The organism is Akkermansia sp. GGCC_0220 (assembly GCF_017566105.1).
Taxonomy (GTDB): domain Bacteria; phylum Verrucomicrobiota; class Verrucomicrobiia; order Verrucomicrobiales; family Akkermansiaceae; genus Akkermansia; species Akkermansia massiliensis.
Genome location: NZ_JABFCI010000001.1, coordinates 288,315 through 305,851, shown reverse-complemented (window position 1 = coordinate 305,851; position 17,537 = coordinate 288,315). Strand labels below are relative to the sequence as shown.

The window sequence follows — 17,537 nt, the reverse complement described above, 5'->3', positions numbered from 1 at the left end:
AAACTCTGTAAGTTAACTGCTTGTGGGGTTTTTCTTTTGCAAAACTCCCTCAATCAAAATTCACTAAAAGCGTGTAAAAACATGCCAAAACGTTAGAAAAATTGCACCACTTTAGCACCACCTTTTTCTCGGGCCGATGACGAAAACGATAAGGGAAAAAGAATGCTTCCTGCCGGGAGGGGGTGCGGAGGGTTTGATAAACATACTCTCCGTTCAACTTTGTCAATTTGCACGGGATTCATATGAATATGATTTGAAAGATGTTGGTCATCAATAAAGTTTCTTTTTTATACGAAGTTTTCTATTTTTGAAACTTGATCTAATTCGGAAACTTTTTATACTTCAGATACATGCTCAATGGATGGACATTTCAGAATCAGTTACAGCATAAGAATTCGCTGATGGAAGGTAAGCTTGTCTGGGATTCATCCTTGGATGAAGTACCCATGAAGTTCTCCGTCCCGTCTGTTCCCTATGTGTTTACGGCCATTCCGGAAATAAAATCCAAGTTTACTCCTCTGGATATAGACAAATTTATAGAAATGGCAAGGCACCGAAAAGATAGCGGCTCTTTTTCCCACTTCTTGATTGTTCCTTATTTATCAAAGTCGCATCTGGATCTTCTGGACCAGGAGCCCTGCATCCTGGCAGCAGACCTGTGCGGCAATGGCCTTATCAAGCAACCTTCTTTCTACATGCGCCTTTCCGGAAATCCCAATCAGTTTCCGTCTCCCACACGAGTGCCGCGTCCGTATAGCAACACGTCTGCCCAGGCAGCCATGGTTCTTGTGGAAGAAAAACTCTGGCCAGCCCAGCAGCAAATTCTGGAACGCATAGAGCTTCGGGGTGGGAGGATGACAAAAGGCCAGCTTTCCAGATTGATTACCTCTTATGAACAGGATGGCGCCATCCGCAGGGAGGGGAGGTCTAATGTTATTGTCCATAACCCTGGGCGTCTTCTGGACAGGCTGCATCAGGAATGGAAGCAACCGGAAGGAGAAGGCCCATACAATTACCGGCTCCCCTCAGAATTGAATTGGAGGGAGCTCATTATCAAGGCCAATGAACACAGAGTCAAATGGTGCTATGCTCCGGAGTACTCCTTGCGCCGCTATGCCTCCTTCGGGGAAGGCGGTCCCATGATCCTCTGGACGGAAGACCCTGCTTTCTTCTGGGAATATGGTAAAATGGAGGCGGTAAGCTCTCCGGCCTTCTCACAGTTGGAGCTCTCTTTTATTTCCTCTCCCCTGGCCTTCTTCCAGGCGGAGAAAGCGTTTGACGGTTCCATCTGGTCAGGTCCCGTCATGACCTGGATTCAGGCTTCTCGGGGGGATGCCCGCCAGCAGGAAACTGCTCAGCAACTCTATACAGACCTCGTTAACTTCCGCTACTCCAAGCTCCTCAACTTCGCGCGCTCATGAATGCTTTACCTCTCTCTCCTCTGGACCGGTCTCTCAAACAAATCTGGCCCTCCATGCAAAAACTTGATCCCGATGTCCAGATCCTTGGGGGTTATGGCCTCCTCCTCAAACAAAAATGGCTGAGAGACCAGGAAGGTGCCGTTCCCCATTTCATCCCCATGGCATCATGGACCAGGGAAAGCATTCCCCGTACCACCAAGGATATGGATATGGGCATCAGCCCAAGTCTAATTGTCAGTATGGAGGCCCAGAGTCAAATCCAGGAACTATTGACGCTCCAGGGCTTCGTTCCGGACCCGGAACCCAACAACCGCCGATGGGCCTGGGATGGAGGAGCGGGTATTGAATTGGAATTCCACGTTCCGGTTCCTCCCCCGTCCCTAAAAGACAAGTTGGAAACGGACAGTAAGCGCGTCAAAAATCCGCTTCTCCACCGTCGGAATTACGGTATCCACGGGCGTACCAATCCAGAACTTATAGGCTTTACGCACCACCTTTCTTTTAAGTACGACGGCCTTCGCCTAACCGTTCCGAATGTCTTGACAGCAGTTATGATGAAACTTGTTGCATTCAAGGAACGACTTCTTTCTTACCAAGAAGAGCCTGTGGTACGCAAAGGCAACTACTTCCAAGCGGAAAAACACGCCCGTGACGTCTTCCGTGCCGTAGCGATGGAAACGGAGGAAGACCAGCGGATGTTCCCTGACATTTTGCGGGAAGTGGGAGAGTCTCCCCTGTACCAGAATTGCCAGGAAATTATCCGGGATTACTTCTGCACCCCAGGCCAGGATGGTTTTGACTTCGTATCAGGTTTCTGGCACGAACATGATCGGGACTCTATCCTTCAGGAATTAAGAAGGTGGTTCAAGGTTTGATCTGGTTTCCCGGTAGAAGTACCACGTCCCGCCGTCAGGCTTCCGATCAGGTCGGCAACGCTCTTCCTCTCCACCGTGAACCGGCCCTCATGGCCGGCAAGGGAATAATCCCCGCTTTGCAGCGTTCCGCACCTAGACGGGAAGTGCTCAAAGGTGAGGGGCATTTGCTCCCTGTTGTCGATGATGATGACGGGGTGTTCCAGATTCATTTTTTGTCTCTCTCGCGTGCGCGCGTACGCGTACGCACATGTGTATATTTTTTCTCGAAAAATGTACCCAAAGGGTTAACTCATTCATTTTTCAATGTCAATATGGGTACTTTCATTTGTACCCATAGCGTACCCATAAGAAAGCAATGTATTGAATGTTAGTTGTTTTTGTTGAATTGTACCCGTGTTTTTCATTTTGTACCCATTATTTATTTCTTATATTCAATGAATTATGCTATCAATTGCAATCCTGATTCCCCGTTCCTTGCGGTCAATTCGGGTGTTGGGGCGGAAAAGCTGCTCTTCCATTCCCTTCACGTTCAGGAGAACCTTTTTCACGTTCACCCCCTCCCATTCCGAACCCTTGAATATCTCCCCGATCTTTCGGTTCTTCCTGGTGGCGGCAAAGTAGACGCATTTCTTCCCGTCCGCCGCCTTCCGGACGTACAAGCCGTAGCGTTCCAGAACGGTGGAATCTTCCGAAACTTCCGCGGCGGACGCCTCTTTGATGAACTCCCTGAGGGTGCGGTTCCCCATCATGGGCGGAGAATACCCCAGAAGCCATTCCAGGCAGCGTTCCCCGTCGTCGTCCAGCACACGGGCGTAATCGCTCCCGGAGGCCATGGCGGCGCATTCCTGCATGTCCTGGGGCGTCAAGCCTTCGGTGCTGGTGACAAAGTGCGCGGCGGTGTAGACGGTGGAGAACATTTCCGCGCGGCGGCCGTCCTCTCCCTGGCTGGACAGGTATTTCCTCAATGCTTCGATGTTGCGCCGGATGGCCGGCGCATGGTGCATGATGCGGGTGACGTATTTGCGCCCCAAGTCCCCGGCACGGATGACCGCGGCCAGTTCATCGTGCTTCCGGAAAATGGGGGCGGCTTCGGCAGGGTCTTTCTTTTCCAGTTCCAGTTCAAAAATGCGTGATTGCTCGCTGGCTTTCTCGATCATGGAGCGCACGGAGAACAGGAGAAAGGCGTTTCTCATGAGATAGGTGACGCTTTTCCCGTCCGCGCCGCCCTTGGTGATTCCTACGTCCCCATCCGTGGCGGTTCTCAATAGGGCAAGGATTCTGACCATGTTGGCGGTTTTGGCGGGGTTGTCGGAGTCCGCTTCATCAAAGATGACCGGGCAGGAGTCGCTTTCAAGCTTCTGACGAAGTCCGGCGTCCGTGGTTTCCAGTCCCTTGAAGTACCGGGCCACGCCTCCAATCAGTAATTCAATGCTTTTCCTCAAGGTGGTTTTACCGGTTCCCGCGGGGGCGTTGATCCAGCCATGGGCGCGGAAGTGCAGATACCCGGAAAGAATGGCCTGCGTGACGAGGCCCAGGCACAGGAAGGCGTCTTCCTTGCGCTTCCAGGAGTGCGCCCCGATGAAGGCCGCAACGGTTTTTCCTTCTTCATCCGTCAGAATGTCGTCTGACGGGGCCAGAAGGGGCTTTCCGGGCAGGTAGAGAGGCTTTCCCGTCCGGGCATGGTCCACGGGCAGGAAGGGGCGTTTCTGTGCGTTTTCCGGGCAAAATAGATAGACGGCATTGCCCGCATGGTACACGGCGGCCCCGTCTTCGTCCCATACGCCGCATTTCCGTATGGCGTCAGGGTCAAATTTGCGGTTGCCGGTTGCGTTAATACAGTAGTCAATGGCCCGGTCCATGACCTGACGGATTGTCAGCTTGCCGTCCGGGTCCAGTGTTTGTTCCCACCATTCCACTGGGGCAAGGAAGCGCATATTCAGCGGCGTGTGGTCCCTGGGGCTCCAATGGAACAGGAGTTCGGAACGGCGGGCGTAGTAGATGAATTGCGCTCCCTGGGTTCCCAAGGCCAGGAAGGGGGGCTTTTCGGCCTCTTCCCTGGCTTTCTGCAGGGCGGCGGCTTCTTCGTCCATGGAGTGCGCCCCTGGGGTCAGGGGCGTGGGTGCTAGGTCTCGGTTCATCATCTTTTGCGGTAAGGAAGGTTCACAACACCTCCCGGGCGTTTCTGTCTCTCGGTGGTATTGGCCCATTTGCCTATTGCGTCAATTTGTGTATTGATTCCCCTAAGCCCCTGATTTAATTCCTCTTTCAATCCATTAACGGCGAGCTTCGTTGCCAGACCTAATTCCTGAAGTTTAGCAACGTAGAGTTTGCCTATTTCCCGCATTTCTTCAGGGTCAATGAATCCATCAGCCGCGGCGGCTTCAATGTTTTTACGTATGGCGTCAAGGGCCTTGTTGGCTAAAGCTGATTGCTGAGGCGAGGAGTTTTCACCAGTCTTCATGATCAACCCCTGTACAAAGGTTTTAAATGCTTCTTTGGCTTCCTTCTGCTGTTCCCGCTGAAGGTTCTTCAACTCCTGTTCTTGCTCCTTCTCAAGCTTCTCCTGAGCCTTCTTGGCTTCTTTCGCCACCTTTTTGTCTTCTCTCTTGTTGAACAGGTCGATGTTCCCGACATTAATACGATCCTGCGTTCTCAATCCCCGTTCCTGGTCAACAATACTGTTCACGTAATTTGCCATGATGTCTCCCAGTTCCCCGGCTTTTTCGATAGCAGCGGCAAGACTCTTTTCAACTTCCTGCGCTTTAGTGTTTTGGTCTTCCAGGGCTTTCTGATATTCCCCGGCGCGGCTGTTCACGTCTGTTCCCTTCTGGTAGGATGGTTCAAAGTTCACATCAGATTGGCGGAACAACTCCCGGAGTTCGTCTATTCTGACAGTGGCGGCGTTTCCTTCATCCTGGGCGGTGTCACGGGCAGAAATAAGTCTTTCTCTCTTAGGGTAAAAGTGGTCTTTAAGCTTCTTTTGAGCATTTTCCACGATTTCCTTTCCTATAAGGCTTCTTGCTTCTCTCTCAAGTTGCTTATTCGCTCTTCTGTTTTTTGAAGTTCCTTATTGCTCGCATCAATCCGTTCCTGGGCCTTTTGCTGTTGATTGAACAGGTCTCGAACTTCCTGAAGGGAAGGCATTTGCCCTTGAATGAACTTCATGTCGAAATCCTTCCCCTGCCATTCATCACGGGCTTGAACGGCGGAATCTAATTTCTTCCCATGGTCCATGAACTCTTTCTGGGATACCTTCAAATCCAGAAGCCTTATTTTTTCGTCAAGATTCTGGTTGATCATCATCATTCCGTAGTCCCGTTGCCGCTTGGTGATCTTTCCGTCTTCAAAGTCATTGTCCAGATTCACGCGAGCAAGTTCGGCTTCCTGCGTGTCAATTCCCTTCTGGCGGGCGGCTTCCTCACGGCGTAGCTGTATCTGTCGCTCAATCTCCTCTGTCTGCAAACGGTATTGCGTCGTAATGCCCTTCACAAAGTCTTCAAACCCTTTGTTTATGGCGTTTGTACGGTCATTCCGGTTGTCCTCCATCATCAGGGAATAGCTCTTTTTGACGGCCTCGGCGGTGCCCGCAGCTATTTTTTTTATCCTTTCAGCCTTCTTTTCCGCCTCCTGGGCCAGCTCGTCGCTTTTGGTCTTGAAATGGTCAATCAGAGCAGTAATGCCGGCGGTGAGTCCGTCGATGAGCAGTATGGCCCAACCAAGCGGCCCCATGGCCGTCTTGATCGTCGTACCGAAGAGGCGGATGAACGGGATGGCACCCCGCAGGGAACTGGACATGCCAAGGATGCGCGTTGCAGCAAGGGTGACTTGTCCGGCCAGCCCCTTCACCTGTCCCGCTGTGAGCTCTCCGGCATCCCCTGCCGTCTTGATGCGCCGCCCCAAGTCCTGGATATTCTTCAGGGCGTCCGCCTGGGCCACGTTGTCCCCGGCCTTCCGGGCCTCTTCCAGCTTGGCAATGTAGGTTTCAAGCTCGGCCTGTAATTCCTCATAGGTGGCGGTGGCACGGCGGTTCCCGGCTTCCAGGCGTTCCACCGTAGCCGCGGCGACCTTCTGCTTCCGGGCCTCCGCCGCTTCTGCCTTGTCTGCCGCCTTGTCCGCGGCGTCCATTTCCTTGTTGTAGTCGTCGATGATTTTTTGCAGGTTTTCGTCAAGGCCATCCCCCCACTTCGCCCCAAGGTCCAGGTTGGAGGCTCTATCGTTGAGAACCTCAAAGACGTCATCCACCTGTTCCAGTTTCTTCCGAAACTCTTCGGAGGTCAGAACGGCATTGGTGACTTCGTCGATAAAACCGGTCAGGCCCGGATTGTCGTTAAAATCGGCTTTCATCCGGGAACCGGCAGCGGTCAGAGCATCAGCGTATTCGTCAAGCTTGCTCCGGGCGTTTTCCAGAGCCTTTTCCTGCCCCGGTCCCATGCCCTCACTCACGGCGGCGCTGGCATCTTCGGCAGCCGTTTTGACACGGCCCAGGGCATCGGTCACTTGGTTGATGGCTTCCGTACCTTCTCCGGCTCCCTGGGCCGCTTCCTTGGTCTTGTTGATGGCCTCCGCCGTCTGGTCGGCTCCGGAGGTGTCGGCGGTGGTCCTGATATTGATGTTTAGTTCTTTGTCTGACATGGCTTTATTCCTCCGTGGTTTTGGGTTCCATTTTCTGAATTTCTTCAATGATGTATGCGGGCAGTTTTCCATGTGTCAGACATTTCCGAATAAGCTCGGCTTTCTTCCGGAACGCTTCGCATGTCAATAATTCCCGGCAAACAAAGACGAAGGCTAGTCGTGAGGGAAGATCGGAAAGTTTTGCCGCTTTCATGATAGTCTCTTCCATTCCTTCTATGGCGTGGGCTGTGATTGGATTTGCAGCAATGAATTCAGCAATGAATTGTGCCGGTTCTTCGACAGTATTATTTTTCTGTTCTGGTGTTTGATTCATGATCATGTTGGTTTGATGTTGGTGGTTTCGCTGGGTAGTTGAAAGGGGGTTCATGCCATGAGTGCCGGGGCGTTCATGGCTTCAAAAAGACTTTCATACAGGGCGCGTTCCCCGGCACACAGAAGCATGTTCCGGGCGTCCTTGTAGGGGGGCGTCCAGTCACGGAGAACGCATCCGGCCACGGCCAGCCGTTCCCGCAGCTTGGCGGCGGCCTCACGTCCGGCCCGGTCCGCGTCCAGGGCAAGAATCACGTTCTTTCCGGCAAGCAAGGCGTCCCAGCCTGTTTTCATGCCGCTGGCACCAGGTATAGCCACCACGGCGGGAATCATGGCTTCCAGGCTCCCGCGCCGGTCTTCGTAGGGGCGGCGCGTGTCTGGATCCGTGTCTTGCTGGTAGGCTTCCCGGAAGCCTTCAAGGGCTTGCCCTATGGCTAAACAGTCGCTTTCCCCTTCCGTGACGATGACGAATCGCTTGCCGTGGGTGGAATCAATACCCCAGGGAGCCGCGGCTTTCCCTATGGGCCAAAGGAAGCGGATTCCGTGCGGATTGCCTTCGGTGGGGTTCATGGTCCCGTGGGCTTCCCATTGCCCGCTGACGAGCTTCAAGCAGGGGTTGGCATGGTGGTCCCGTCTCCGAAGCTTTGCTCCGGTGTAGCGGGTGTTTCCGTCCTCGTCTTCGGCTTGGTACAGGTAGAGAAGGCGCCGGTCTTCCGTGGCTCCCAGAAGCCCGCGGCCCTGCGTTGTGTCCGTGTGAATCAGCATCATCAGCGGAGAAAGGCCCAGTTCAGCGGCCAGTTCTCCGGCAAGCTGTTCGTCCGTGGCAAGGCGTTCTCGGCATGCGTCCAGTTCCGCCGCGTCCAGGTCGGAAACAAAACAGGAGGGGGCCACCGGAGGAGCGGCGGCGAGTGACGGCGCGGGGCGGGGCCTGACGGGCCTTCTACGGGCAGGAAGGGGCGTTCCGTCATCATCGGGCGGGCACACTCCTAAAACGTCACATACGCCCCGCAGAATGTCGGGAAAGTCCCGTTGCGTGTCCTGGCTGTTCATTCCGGCGTGAAGGTCGAACACGTCGCCGCCCTGGTCACAAACCCAGCACCGGAACCGACCTTCCCCCTGGTATTCTGTTACCTGCAATTTGGGGCGCGTGTGGGTTCCAAACGGGCAGGGATAAATCATGACGCCCCCGCGCTGCTGGGGTGGGCCCAGGACGCGCCGGCAATATTCGTTCAGGGCGTCAGGCGTCTTCAGGTCGGAGAGTTCAAATTTCATGCAGGTTTGTTCTTGTATTCCCTGCAATCGCATAGAGAATGCCCGCAAGGAATTGATTGATACTTGGTAGTTCAGCATTCCAAAGCCGTCCCCATGTTGGCGCATGAGGGGCGGCAACTCTTTCTTGTGGGTTCATTTACGCATCTCCTTTTGAGTGTGAAACCAGAGCATTATCTCTTCCACGCGAAAACGCTTGATTCCTCCGCGCTTCCCATTGCCAATGGTGAAATGGGGCATTCCTTCCTTGATTTGTGCATCAAGGGTGCTCAGGCTGATACCAAGGTATGAAGCCAGCTCTCGACGGTTGAGAACCGGCTTGATTCCTACTCCTTGTGTGTTTTCTTTTGCAATCATACGTTGTGTAGTGTTTCTTTGCTTGTCCTTATGCGTGGACACTTCTTCTTAATATACACTTTTTTCTGATTGTGTTAGTGGCAAAGTTCTTGAACATATTTTGACGCAATATGATTACTTATGATGCACTGATAGACATTTTTTACCCTATCTTCATGCCTGAAAAATACCCCAAATATACCTTTTTCTAGTGAAATCTTTAGACAAAAACCGCCCCGCCTTCTGCTTGTCTGCTTCAGGCGGGGCGGTTTATTTGAATGTTCCTCTCTATTCTCTCACTTCCGGTATAAACATTTCACCAGGAGGCAATAAATCTGCCACTTTGCGTTTGTACGCCGCCAGAAGCTCCGCAAGTCTCCTCACATGCGGTGGAGCTGGTTCTTTTTTCGCCTTCGGCATTCCTTTTCTCCAATTTCCACCATTCTTCCAGCATCTATAAGGAAGACCTTCTTCAACCATAATCCGCACAACGTCGGAAGCGGGCAACCCGGTAAACACCTCCATTTCCGCTAGTCTGTCCATAGTCGCATCATCCAATGGAAGGGAATTCATCTTGTCGTCTCCTTTCCAAGGAAGGGTTTTTCCGATAACAGGCGCGCTCCCCTGTTGAGAAGGGCAGAAATGAACTCTTCCGGGGTCTTCCCGGCCTTGGCAGCTTTCGCCTTCAGAATGGCAAGGATGTCGGGGTCAATATCCAAAGTGATTTGATACGGTGTTGCATTCATAACAATGCAATAAATACAACATTGTTGAAACATGTCAACTCAACAATGTAGCGTATTCGATTTTATCCTTGCAACATCGTTGAATCAAATACATCTTCCTTTCATGGAAAAGCAATCTGTCAAAGACTGGTTGAAAAGAATTGGAAAAGATAGAACGTGGCTTGGAACGCAATGCGGAGTAGGAAAGAGAATTGTTGATTCGTGGCTTTCAACTTCGCGTCCCATTCCAGGACCAGCGGGAAGAATTATTGAACGCCTCATGGTTCAGTACCCCGCCACGTCCAACGCCCCAGAAACTCCCCCCAGCGCGGCGGACAATGCAATCACGCTCACGGTGAACGATGCCACGTTTGACGCCTGGAATAAGGCCGCCACAGTGGAAGGAAAACTTCTCCGTCAGTGGTGCGTGGACGTCATCAATGATGCCTTGGAATAAGTCCTCGTCACCCTTCCGCAACCAAAAGAAAACGCCCCGTAACGTATTGCACGTCTGGGGCGTTTCTGTGTTCAAACGAAGCGGCTATTTTCGCTTGGCGAGGGTTTCAAGCAAGCCGACGGCGCGGGAAAGTAAACCGCTAACTTTGGCGCACCAGAAGAAACCAAGACCGGAAAAGATGAGAACCACGGCCCCCGCAATAGCAAACCCCGCATCAACGATAGGCTCCCCCTTGTGAGTGGAAGCGAGGAGAATGAGACACACAGCGGATAGAACAAAGCAAGCTATGCCAACAATCTGAAAAATCAGTTCAATAGTTATTCCCAACGAATCAATGTCCTTCTGCATCTCTTTCGGGGGCTGCTCCTTTGGAATGGGATCATATTCATTCATCAATCTTTCCAAAGCTTGTTTTTTAGATTTCTCACAGGGGTGGACTTCTTTCTTCTGTTCTGGCTCTAAAATTGTCCAAAATTCCACCCACTCTTGACTGCCAACAATGCAAACGAGGGTGTCTTCAGTCATCTTGCCGTCTGTGTAAAAGGTTTCCAAAGATTCAAAGAGATAAGGCCCTTCCGTGCGCCCGTCCTCCGTGGCAATGTAATACTGTTCCATGCTCTCCATCATTCCCGCCTGGGACGTTCGTTCAAGCTCAAAATGGAAATGGGGTGGCGTTTCACGACCCCACCGGCACCCGGAACCGGCCTCAATTCAAGGTCAGGATGCGGGGCAAGGGCTTTCCTCCTGATTGACGGCCTTCCCTTATTCGCTTTTCCCGTCCCTGAGGGTCTTTTACCTTCGGCAACGGCACTTCCCCGGCAGGGAATAACCCCAAACGGTAAGAGAGCCGAAGAATAAGACGAGTGCGGGCCTCGGCGTTCTCCTGGTCCTTGGTTTCCAGGTCAACCTTCACCCACTTCCGGGGCCTGGACACTCCCATGAACAGGGAAACATTCAGTTCAAACTTTCCGGCCTCGTTATGCTGCAAGTAATAGGATGCTTCATTCATTCCTTCATCATGGGCCACTGCATCCCTTTCGGGCAATATTCGGCAATGGACATTGAAATGAGACTGGAAGGGGCGTTCCAGAACCGGCCTTGGAACCAACATAGGTTCCCAGAATAACCAGTGTAGGTTCTTTTCCGGTTTCTGTCCGCATTTTGTCCGCTTCTCATGCGGACGTTTGTCCCCTCCGTAACGCCCATGTACGCATGAAGGCATTACAAAGGCGTTGCACCTTCATTCCTCCCTATGTGCCTGAAACTCGCTTTCAGAAAGCAGAATAAGGCGCGTTTCCCCTTCCAAGGCACGCACCAGGGCTTGAACGCCCCGCGCCATGCTGAAGGCCTCCTGCGCGTCCCTGGTGCCTAGTCCTACTTCGTAGAGCTTTCCCACAAGGCGCGGGTCTTTTACCCATGTCAGGCGCATCTTCCAGGAGCCGGGGCGCCCCTTTCTGTCTGGCTTGTTCCTTCGTAAGCGAATCGTCCTCTTCAGCATTCCCCAATGGTGGAAGAATCCTGGTATGGTTGCATGCCCCTGAAAATGGGCTACGTCGTCATTCCGTGACCAATACGCGCGCGGGCGCGTACTGTTCAGAAAAGGCAAGCGGCTTCCATGAATCCAGCGCGGGTTCCGTCGTGAAATGCGGAAGGGTGTAACCAACAGGAATACCCTTGTTCCAGAAATGAGGAAGGCCATGCTGCAGGGGTATTCGCGCGCGTACTGATTTGAAAATCCAGGGGACAACCGCAAACAAAGGGATTTCCCTCGCGCGCATGTGCGTACTGGTCGGAAAATACCTTTCCCTGAAGGTGAACAATTCCGCTTTCTATATTTTAGGACACATTCCGGACCCGGTATTTTCCCATGCGCGCGGGCGTAGGTGTCTGAAAAATCCGTCGCGGGTGGTGCTCACACTTGCACGGCATACGCATAGCAGATGCGCAGCATATGCCATCGGAACGGGAAGAGCTTGCCGCATTCCGGGGCGTTTCCTTGGCATCATTCGCCCCGGGTGTTCTCAAACATGCTCTATTCGCCCCGCTTTTGCCTGTTCTGCGCCGTTTCTCTTCCAAAATGGTACATGATAGCGAAAAAGGAGGAAACGGCTTAAAAACGGCCTTCAAATCATTCTTCCTCTTCCTGCATCTTTTTCCGGATCTGTTCAATCCGGTCCCGGACGGCGGCAAACCTGGTTCCCCTCCCTTGACCGGATGCCGCCACCGGGCCGTCGTTGGTCCCGTCCAGTTCCCCGGCAGGGCGGTTCCCGTAGCGGGCATTCAGCTTCCCGGCCAGCCAGCGGCGATAATTGGCGCGGCTGTTGTCCATGTGGGCGCGCTCCGGGGTGCTGGCGTCCAGAATGGCAAGCCCCTCTTCTGCCAGGGCATGGGCACCGATTTCCCGCGCGCGTGCGTAGTTGTCCCGAAAGTCCGGCCTATCCTTCATCCATCGGTACACGGAAGCACGTCCCGGCATGCCCTTTCTTCGGAGAATGCCCATGAGCATTTCACCGCTGGCCAGCCGGTCCAGAATCTCTCTGGCCAGCTTCGGAGAATACCCGCTGGGGCGTCCCTGATTCCGTGGAGTGGTCCTGCTCATTGTGCCGATCATTCCTTTCCATTACACGGAGAAAAGCTCCCCGGCAACTCTCAAGGTCGGACATTGTGCCGGGCAAATGTCGGACAATAGTCAGACAAGCCAATCATGAAATGTACCCATAACGGCCTGTTTTGTACCCAAATGTACCCATGAATGTACCCATAACAAGGTTGATAAATGAATGAGTTATATACTATGGGTACAAAGGAACAAAAAAATATACATGATGCGCGCGTATATACGTGCGTGCGCGTACTGGTTGGAAAATAATTTCACAAACTCCCCAGTTTCAAAGGGAAAGGTGCTCCAGAGCTTCGGAATTATTCTTTCTTTGTGTCTTTTCTAGGCCTTCCTCTCTTTCTTTTCGGAGGCGGCCACTCTTCTTCTCTCTCAAGTTGGAAGAAAAGTTTTAACGAACAACAGCCAGTAAGTTTTCTCCAAAATAATTGAGACAAAGTAACAATAAAACTATTCTTGCAGCCATATGGCGGGGGAAGTTCTATGATCGTTTTCCCTCTGGAAGACGTCGGCAACCATTCAAGCATACATTGATGCATTAACCGCCTCATATAGGAATTTGTATCCGGGCCACCTAAATCCCGTTGAATCTGTACATCAGATGTGTTTTGAAGGATGTATTTTTTTAATTCTACCCGTGTAGGCACCCTCCCTAATTGATAAAAGAGGTCGCATACATATTCCCCAATCAATATCCTTTTGTCTTTTATTCCTTCTGTTCCAAAATAATATGGATAATCTAAATTATGTTTCCTACAAAATGAACGGGTTACTCCTGTACGTATGTGTATATCTTTTGAATCATTGACAGTATTAAAAGACTTAGTATATTTTCTTTCCCCTGTTCGTGGATTTACTCTTTCTTTTATGTAAAAGACTGGATCAAGCAGATTCGCCATATACCTTTTTTCCCCCTTAGTCAGGATAACAGGACGTAAGCACTTATCCCAATTTCCGCCTTGTCGTCGAACTTCGATGACTACCCATCCTTTACGGTTTAACGGGTATTCCTTTGGCTTCGTCATTCTCCACCGCCTTCCGGGTAAACATTGAACCATGCTTCCGCTTCGTCCTGTCTCTTGGCCTGTCTGTAGTGCTTCTCCATTACAGAAACAGAATTTCCCATCCATGCGGCAACACGGGCATAGTCTTCATACATGGCACAGGCATAGGAAGCAAATGAATGGCGAAGGGCATCCTTTTCCCATCTGATACCGACTTTTCTCAATTCTTTTATTGTGCGCCCCTGGTATCCTTCACGGCGGTCCGTTGTATCACCCGGCACAATATACCCGGTGGGCGGTATACCGGTCTTGGTGGCCCATTCCAGCCATTGCTTACAAACATCTGGCAACGGCACAAACCGTGCGCGTCCCGTCTTGGACTTCCCATGATGAACCTTTACCAGATTCCCTTCCATGTCTATGTCTTCCCAAGAAAGGCGGGAAAGTTCCCGCGGACGGATACCGCAAAATGCCCCCAGTACAAGCCAGGGAATGGAACCTGGGCGGATTTGTTGAGCCGTGGAAAGAATTCTGGTCAATTCCGCCGCGTTGTACACTTCCCGGGGCGGTTCCGCCGCCTCTATGGCTGGTAATAGTTCGGAAGGATTCCGAGCAATCTTCCGTTGTGTAACAAGCCAGTTGAGGAAAATATTTACGGAGCGGCGGTAATGTCCCATTGTGGTTTTGCTGGGGTAACCACCAGAACGCCCCACAATGGAATCATGCAGGCGGCTTTCCAGTTCCCGCAATATTTCCGCATCATCGAACACGGAAACGCAGGCAGCACTCTTCAGCAAGGGATCAAGTATCTTTCCCGCATCTCTCACGCGGCGCGCAGCAAGCTTTTCCGCCTGTTCGCTATTGCGCCCCCTGGCTTCCTTCTCTTTATGCTTGGCGAACTCAAGGAACATGTCTCGTACCAGTGGACGGACTTCATCCTGTTTTTCTTCCCATGTGATCAAATGCTGGATAGCCTTATCAAGCGTTAGAGATTCTTTTCCCTCCATCAAACGCCCCTGCCTATGTGCACGCCAGGAAACGATAGCGGCCCGTTCCGTGGGGGTAAGCTGAAAGGCCTTTCCTTCCTGGTCCAGAAGAGCGGCTATTTCCTCATAACGCTGCACAGCGGCATCACGTGCCGGGAAAGTCTCCATTTTCTTTTCCCCGGCCAGGGTATTCACAATGCGCCAGCGCACTGGCTCACCCGGTCCTTTGGAATAGGAACCGATGCGGATTCCGCGAACCCGTTTTTCAGGCTTGCGTCCTCCATCATTCCAGATACTCTTTTCCCTACTCATGTGTTCCCAAGCGTTCCTGTTTGTTGGCATGGATTGTCGCCTTTTTCACCTGTACATGGCAAGAGAAAGTTGCACCATTTTAGCACCACCAATTTTTAACTCATTGGAAATTAGGTATAAACTGGTTCCTCCTAAAGACTAGATGCAGGTTCGATTCCTGCCGGGGACGCCACCTAAATCCTTCTAATACCTTGCGTAAGTATTGAAAATGCAAGGATTTTTATTTATTGCATTCCCCTAATGCATCTCTGATCTTCTGGGTCGAGCTACATTCAAGGGTACATTTTGTACTTTTCACAAGACATGCCCGCAATTTCTCCATCATGATGGCTGAGTGGAAGAAGAGAAACCATGCTTGGCTTGTTGCGTTGTGCGTTGTAGGGAACAGCAGGTAAAAACGGAGAGAATACCCGCCATTCTCAATGGTGGCCCATCCGAAAAAACGAAAGCTTTTGTAATGAATTGATTAAGGCAAGTAATTTGACACTAACTCCGGATTGATTTTAGTTTCGAGTGCCAAGTGTTCTATCAAGCAATTTGGCCTTTCAATCTTTTTTCAAGGTGCGATCGATAAATTGATGAATCTCTTGGTCGGAATATCCTGCCATCTTGATATATTTACGAATCTCTGTTTTTTTTGCCGGGAAATAAATTAGTAAGAAGAATCATGAAATTCTTCTCCGAGCGTTCAATAATGTTCTTTAGCAGAAGGTTTCGGGAAGTTTGCGTGTTGCTTACAACGGTGTAATCCTTGAATTGCTGGTCGTTGTCATGAATCCGTTTGTTCATGTCTTTAGAGACGTCATTTATCTTTTTTTCTGTTTCCGGTCCTGTTCCTTTTTTTGGATTTGAGCAATTTTAGAAAATGCGTTTTCCATGATTTCAATGTTTTTCTTCAGCGTGGCTTTTGCTTCTTTATCAGAAACGAATACCGGTTCGTCCGAGTAGGATTTTGATTTAGTGCCGTTGAGGAAGTCACGCATAATGGCAGCCCCGTAGGATGCCATCGATTCTCTTGATGCTTTATCATCGGGAAAAAGGTCGCGATAAGTGGAAATGGCGAGCATTTCCAGGGCTTCCTCCTTAAGATAAAGTTCTGCGTCGCGGCTGTTTATAGTGCGCCTTGCCTGATCGGCTGAATCTATGGTAAGAAGAGGTGTATTGGCGATAAAATAAAGAATCCAAGGGATATTGTTACGAATTTCTTCACTTGGAAATTCATTTTCTCCTGTAGACTTCCTGATGCGTTCGAGCTCCATGGCTGCTTCCTTGAAAAATTCTTCTGATTGACCTTTATCAAGAAGTTTTTTTAATGTTGATGCTGATGTCTGAGCGTTTTTTAAAACCTCAAGAGAATCAGGTTTGACGAGGCTGGCATCAAATAATTGTATTTTTGCCATAGTAGGATAGATGGAAAAAATGAAAATTCCAATTGATATTAATATATTTATCATTTTATATAAAAATTTATAATATTTGTTCTATAGCCTTTACCGAAAAAGGGACTTTGAATTTTGTAATGGTTCCGGAACAGTTTTTCTGTTTCGGGAATTCAGGATCATTTGTCCGTGTGACGGTAAATGTCTGTTGGATTTGTTCAATACGCTTCTTAATTTGAGTTGCTTCATAATTGGATAACCATGTCCATTTGCACGTTCCGTTTAATTTGGCAATGGTGTTAAATAACATAACCAAAGTTACGTGGTCATCTAATTCATTGCGCAAATTAGGAGGATCTCCCTTATTGCCGGGATCATGGTCGTTAAGTTTAAATGGCGGAGGTTCTTTTGGGTCAAGGACGGTACCCCCATCTTTCTCTATAATGCCACAGTTGGAAAAGCTAACGGACGTTGGATGTACAGTAATGATAATGTACCCAGTAATGCCGAACCCAATATTTGATTGATTGCTGTATTCTTCTCCTTTTTTTCCTGTTAAACGAGTAGGTTTTTTAAGGTTAAAAGTAATTTCTGCCGGAGGAAAATCCTCAGCTTCTGCTTTGACGGTAACATTATTATTTTCCATGATCAAGTCAGCCATCAAGGTTGCAGTGGTTCCGCGTCCATTTAACGTTGCTCCTTTTCCCTTCTTAGTCCAGGTAACCTTCGTATTCTTATTCAATGGCTTGCCTCCTTTGCGTGTTAGTGTCAGTGTTACAATTTCTCCTATGCCTATTTCTTTTCGCCCCTTATCCTTTTTTTATTCAATTTTTTAATGATACAATCAGCTGATGGGTTTTCTGTTTGGGATGTGATTTCCAGCATCCTGTTTTCTGCATGAACGTCTATGACGTTCATAAGGGCACAGGCGAAGGCAATCATAAAATATTTCTCTGTTCTCATGGCGTTGGATTAAAAGATCTTAAAGGTTAGAATGGATAAAATGACTTATAGAGCTGGAACGCGCGAAGTCAACTTGACAAGGTTGGACTCTATCCGGGATTTACACTCTCTTGAAATGGGGAGGGCTTTCAGCACTTATATGATGTGAATATATAGCAATTCTGGATTTGGCTATATTTTTTAAAGTAATTTTATTTCCTTGTTATTTGAGCAGATTTCCATTTTACCATGTTTTTTTATGAATAGTGGATG

The 17,537-nt window shown here is 50.2% G+C and carries 19 protein-coding genes; 3 read left to right on the top strand and 16 right to left on the bottom strand.

Annotated features, from left to right (window positions below):
- The first annotated feature begins 350 nt into the window (after nucleotides 1–350).
- Nucleotides 351–1,421, top strand: coding sequence for a hypothetical protein (locus HJW02_RS01325; RefSeq protein ID WP_102722507.1), 1,071 nt, complete (start codon nucleotides 351–353; stop codon nucleotides 1,419–1,421).
- A gap of 53 nt (nucleotides 1,422–1,474) precedes the next feature.
- A complete protein-coding gene (locus tag HJW02_RS01320) occupies nucleotides 1,475–2,296 on the top strand; it encodes a hypothetical protein (protein WP_146018142.1) in 822 nt (273 codons plus the stop codon).
- Here the strand turns inward: HJW02_RS01320 and HJW02_RS01315 are convergent.
- The 9 genes from HJW02_RS01315 to HJW02_RS01275 all read right to left on the bottom strand — a co-directional run bounded on the left by HJW02_RS01315 (nucleotide 2,266) and on the right by HJW02_RS01275 (nucleotide 9,588).
- Nucleotides 2,266–2,505 (bottom strand): hypothetical protein, encoded by a 240-nt coding sequence (locus HJW02_RS01315; protein WP_146018141.1) that lies wholly within the window; start codon nucleotides 2,503–2,505, stop codon nucleotides 2,266–2,268. The two genes, HJW02_RS01320 and HJW02_RS01315, sit on opposite strands and share 31 nt — an antisense overlap.
- Before the next feature lie 222 nt (nucleotides 2,506–2,727).
- Nucleotides 2,728–4,437 (bottom strand): hypothetical protein, encoded by a 1,710-nt coding sequence (locus HJW02_RS01310; RefSeq protein ID WP_102753027.1) that lies wholly within the window; start codon nucleotides 4,435–4,437, stop codon nucleotides 2,728–2,730.
- Nucleotides 4,434–5,291, bottom strand: coding sequence for a hypothetical protein (locus HJW02_RS01305; protein WP_102722510.1), 858 nt, complete (start codon nucleotides 5,289–5,291; stop codon nucleotides 4,434–4,436). Before HJW02_RS01305 ends, HJW02_RS01310 begins: the two co-directional genes overlap by 4 nt.
- Before the next feature lie 11 nt (nucleotides 5,292–5,302).
- Entirely contained in the window at nucleotides 5,303–6,928 is a 1,626-nt protein-coding gene (locus HJW02_RS01300; protein ID WP_102722511.1) for a hypothetical protein, read from the bottom strand.
- A gap of 4 nt (nucleotides 6,929–6,932) precedes the next feature.
- The gene (locus HJW02_RS01295) at nucleotides 6,933–7,241 is read right to left on the bottom strand and encodes a hypothetical protein (protein ID WP_146019666.1); all 309 of its coding nucleotides are present in this window, start codon (nucleotides 7,239–7,241) and stop codon (nucleotides 6,933–6,935) included.
- A 50-nt stretch (nucleotides 7,242–7,291) separates the two neighbouring features.
- On the bottom strand, nucleotides 7,292–8,509 hold the full coding sequence (locus HJW02_RS01290) for a toprim domain-containing protein (RefSeq protein ID WP_146018140.1): 1,218 nt from the start codon (nucleotides 8,507–8,509) through the stop codon (nucleotides 7,292–7,294).
- Between the two features lie 132 nt (nucleotides 8,510–8,641).
- Complete coding sequence (locus HJW02_RS01285) at nucleotides 8,642–8,863, bottom strand: hypothetical protein (protein ID WP_102722516.1); 222 nt, start codon at nucleotides 8,861–8,863, stop codon at nucleotides 8,642–8,644.
- Between the two features lie 267 nt (nucleotides 8,864–9,130).
- Nucleotides 9,131–9,415, bottom strand: a complete 285-nt coding sequence (locus HJW02_RS01280) for a hypothetical protein (RefSeq protein WP_102722517.1) — start codon at nucleotides 9,413–9,415, stop codon at nucleotides 9,131–9,133.
- Complete coding sequence (locus tag HJW02_RS01275; protein WP_180970949.1) at nucleotides 9,412–9,588, bottom strand: hypothetical protein; 177 nt, start codon at nucleotides 9,586–9,588, stop codon at nucleotides 9,412–9,414. Before HJW02_RS01275 ends, HJW02_RS01280 begins: the two co-directional genes overlap by 4 nt.
- Nucleotides 9,589–9,847: 259 nt before the next feature.
- Here HJW02_RS01275 and HJW02_RS01270 point away from each other — a divergent pair, with 259 nt between their 5' ends.
- On the top strand, nucleotides 9,848–10,024 hold the full coding sequence (locus HJW02_RS01270; RefSeq protein ID WP_156340813.1) for a hypothetical protein: 177 nt from the start codon (nucleotides 9,848–9,850) through the stop codon (nucleotides 10,022–10,024).
- Nucleotides 10,025–10,108: 84 nt separating this feature from the next.
- Here the strand turns inward: HJW02_RS01270 and HJW02_RS01265 are convergent, their stop codons facing one another.
- The 7 genes from HJW02_RS01265 to HJW02_RS01235 form a co-directional block, all read right to left on the bottom strand.
- On the bottom strand, nucleotides 10,109–10,639 hold the full coding sequence (locus HJW02_RS01265; protein ID WP_180970948.1) for a GYF domain-containing protein: 531 nt from the start codon (nucleotides 10,637–10,639) through the stop codon (nucleotides 10,109–10,111).
- 1,513 nt (nucleotides 10,640–12,152) lie between these two features.
- On the bottom strand, nucleotides 12,153–12,623 hold the full coding sequence (locus HJW02_RS01260; protein WP_102722522.1) for a hypothetical protein: 471 nt from the start codon (nucleotides 12,621–12,623) through the stop codon (nucleotides 12,153–12,155).
- A gap of 320 nt (nucleotides 12,624–12,943) precedes the next feature.
- Nucleotides 12,944–13,540 carry a hypothetical protein gene (locus tag HJW02_RS01255; RefSeq protein WP_146018138.1) on the bottom strand — a complete coding sequence of 199 codons (597 nt, stop codon included), beginning with the start codon at nucleotides 13,538–13,540 and terminating at the stop codon, nucleotides 12,944–12,946.
- Between the two features lie 122 nt (nucleotides 13,541–13,662).
- Nucleotides 13,663–14,943 carry a site-specific integrase gene (locus HJW02_RS01250; RefSeq protein ID WP_180970947.1) on the bottom strand — a complete coding sequence of 427 codons (1,281 nt, stop codon included), beginning with the start codon at nucleotides 14,941–14,943 and terminating at the stop codon, nucleotides 13,663–13,665.
- 806 nt (nucleotides 14,944–15,749) lie between these two features.
- Nucleotides 15,750–16,343, bottom strand: a complete 594-nt coding sequence (locus HJW02_RS01245) for a hypothetical protein (protein ID WP_146018137.1) — start codon at nucleotides 16,341–16,343, stop codon at nucleotides 15,750–15,752.
- 67 nt (nucleotides 16,344–16,410) lie between these two features.
- The gene (locus tag HJW02_RS01240) at nucleotides 16,411–17,064 is read right to left on the bottom strand and encodes a hypothetical protein (protein WP_146018136.1); all 654 of its coding nucleotides are present in this window, start codon (nucleotides 17,062–17,064) and stop codon (nucleotides 16,411–16,413) included.
- 50 nt (nucleotides 17,065–17,114) lie between these two features.
- Complete coding sequence (locus HJW02_RS01235; protein ID WP_156340815.1) at nucleotides 17,115–17,285, bottom strand: hypothetical protein; 171 nt, start codon at nucleotides 17,283–17,285, stop codon at nucleotides 17,115–17,117.
- Nucleotides 17,286–17,537 lie beyond the last annotated feature (252 nt).

Excerpts from the sequence above, each read along its gene's own strand:
- HJW02_RS01325 (WP_102722507.1), top strand. The coding sequence starts at position 351 with ATGCTCAATGGATGGACATTTCAGAATCAGTTACAGCATAAGAATTCG.
- HJW02_RS01320 (WP_146018142.1), top strand. The coding sequence starts at position 1,475 with ATGCAAAAACTTGATCCCGATGTCCAGATCCTTGGGGGTTATGGCCTC.
- HJW02_RS01315 (WP_146018141.1), bottom strand. The coding sequence starts at position 2,505 with ATGAATCTGGAACACCCCGTCATCATCATCGACAACAGGGAGCAAATG.
- HJW02_RS01310 (WP_102753027.1), bottom strand. The coding sequence starts at position 4,437 with ATGATGAACCGAGACCTAGCACCCACGCCCCTGACCCCAGGGGCGCAC.
- HJW02_RS01300 (WP_102722511.1), bottom strand. The coding sequence starts at position 6,928 with ATGTCAGACAAAGAACTAAACATCAATATCAGGACCACCGCCGACACC.
- HJW02_RS01295 (WP_146019666.1), bottom strand. The coding sequence starts at position 7,241 with ATGAATCAAACACCAGAACAGAAAAATAATACTGTCGAAGAACCGGCA.
- HJW02_RS01290 (WP_146018140.1), bottom strand. The coding sequence starts at position 8,509 with ATGAAATTTGAACTCTCCGACCTGAAGACGCCTGACGCCCTGAACGAA.
- HJW02_RS01285 (WP_102722516.1), bottom strand. The coding sequence starts at position 8,863 with ATGATTGCAAAAGAAAACACACAAGGAGTAGGAATCAAGCCGGTTCTC.
- HJW02_RS01280 (WP_102722517.1), bottom strand. The coding sequence starts at position 9,415 with ATGAATTCCCTTCCATTGGATGATGCGACTATGGACAGACTAGCGGAA.
- HJW02_RS01275 (WP_180970949.1), bottom strand. The coding sequence starts at position 9,588 with ATGAATGCAACACCGTATCAAATCACTTTGGATATTGACCCCGACATC.
- HJW02_RS01270 (WP_156340813.1), top strand. The coding sequence starts at position 9,848 with ATGGTTCAGTACCCCGCCACGTCCAACGCCCCAGAAACTCCCCCCAGC.
- HJW02_RS01265 (WP_180970948.1), bottom strand. The coding sequence starts at position 10,639 with ATGGAACAGTATTACATTGCCACGGAGGACGGGCGCACGGAAGGGCCT.
- HJW02_RS01260 (WP_102722522.1), bottom strand. The coding sequence starts at position 12,623 with ATGAGCAGGACCACTCCACGGAATCAGGGACGCCCCAGCGGGTATTCT.
- HJW02_RS01255 (WP_146018138.1), bottom strand. The coding sequence starts at position 13,540 with ATGGCGAATCTGCTTGATCCAGTCTTTTACATAAAAGAAAGAGTAAAT.
- HJW02_RS01250 (WP_180970947.1), bottom strand. The coding sequence starts at position 14,943 with ATGAGTAGGGAAAAGAGTATCTGGAATGATGGAGGACGCAAGCCTGAA.
- HJW02_RS01245 (WP_146018137.1), bottom strand. The coding sequence starts at position 16,343 with ATGGCAAAAATACAATTATTTGATGCCAGCCTCGTCAAACCTGATTCT.
- HJW02_RS01235 (WP_156340815.1), bottom strand. The coding sequence starts at position 17,285 with ATGAGAACAGAGAAATATTTTATGATTGCCTTCGCCTGTGCCCTTATG.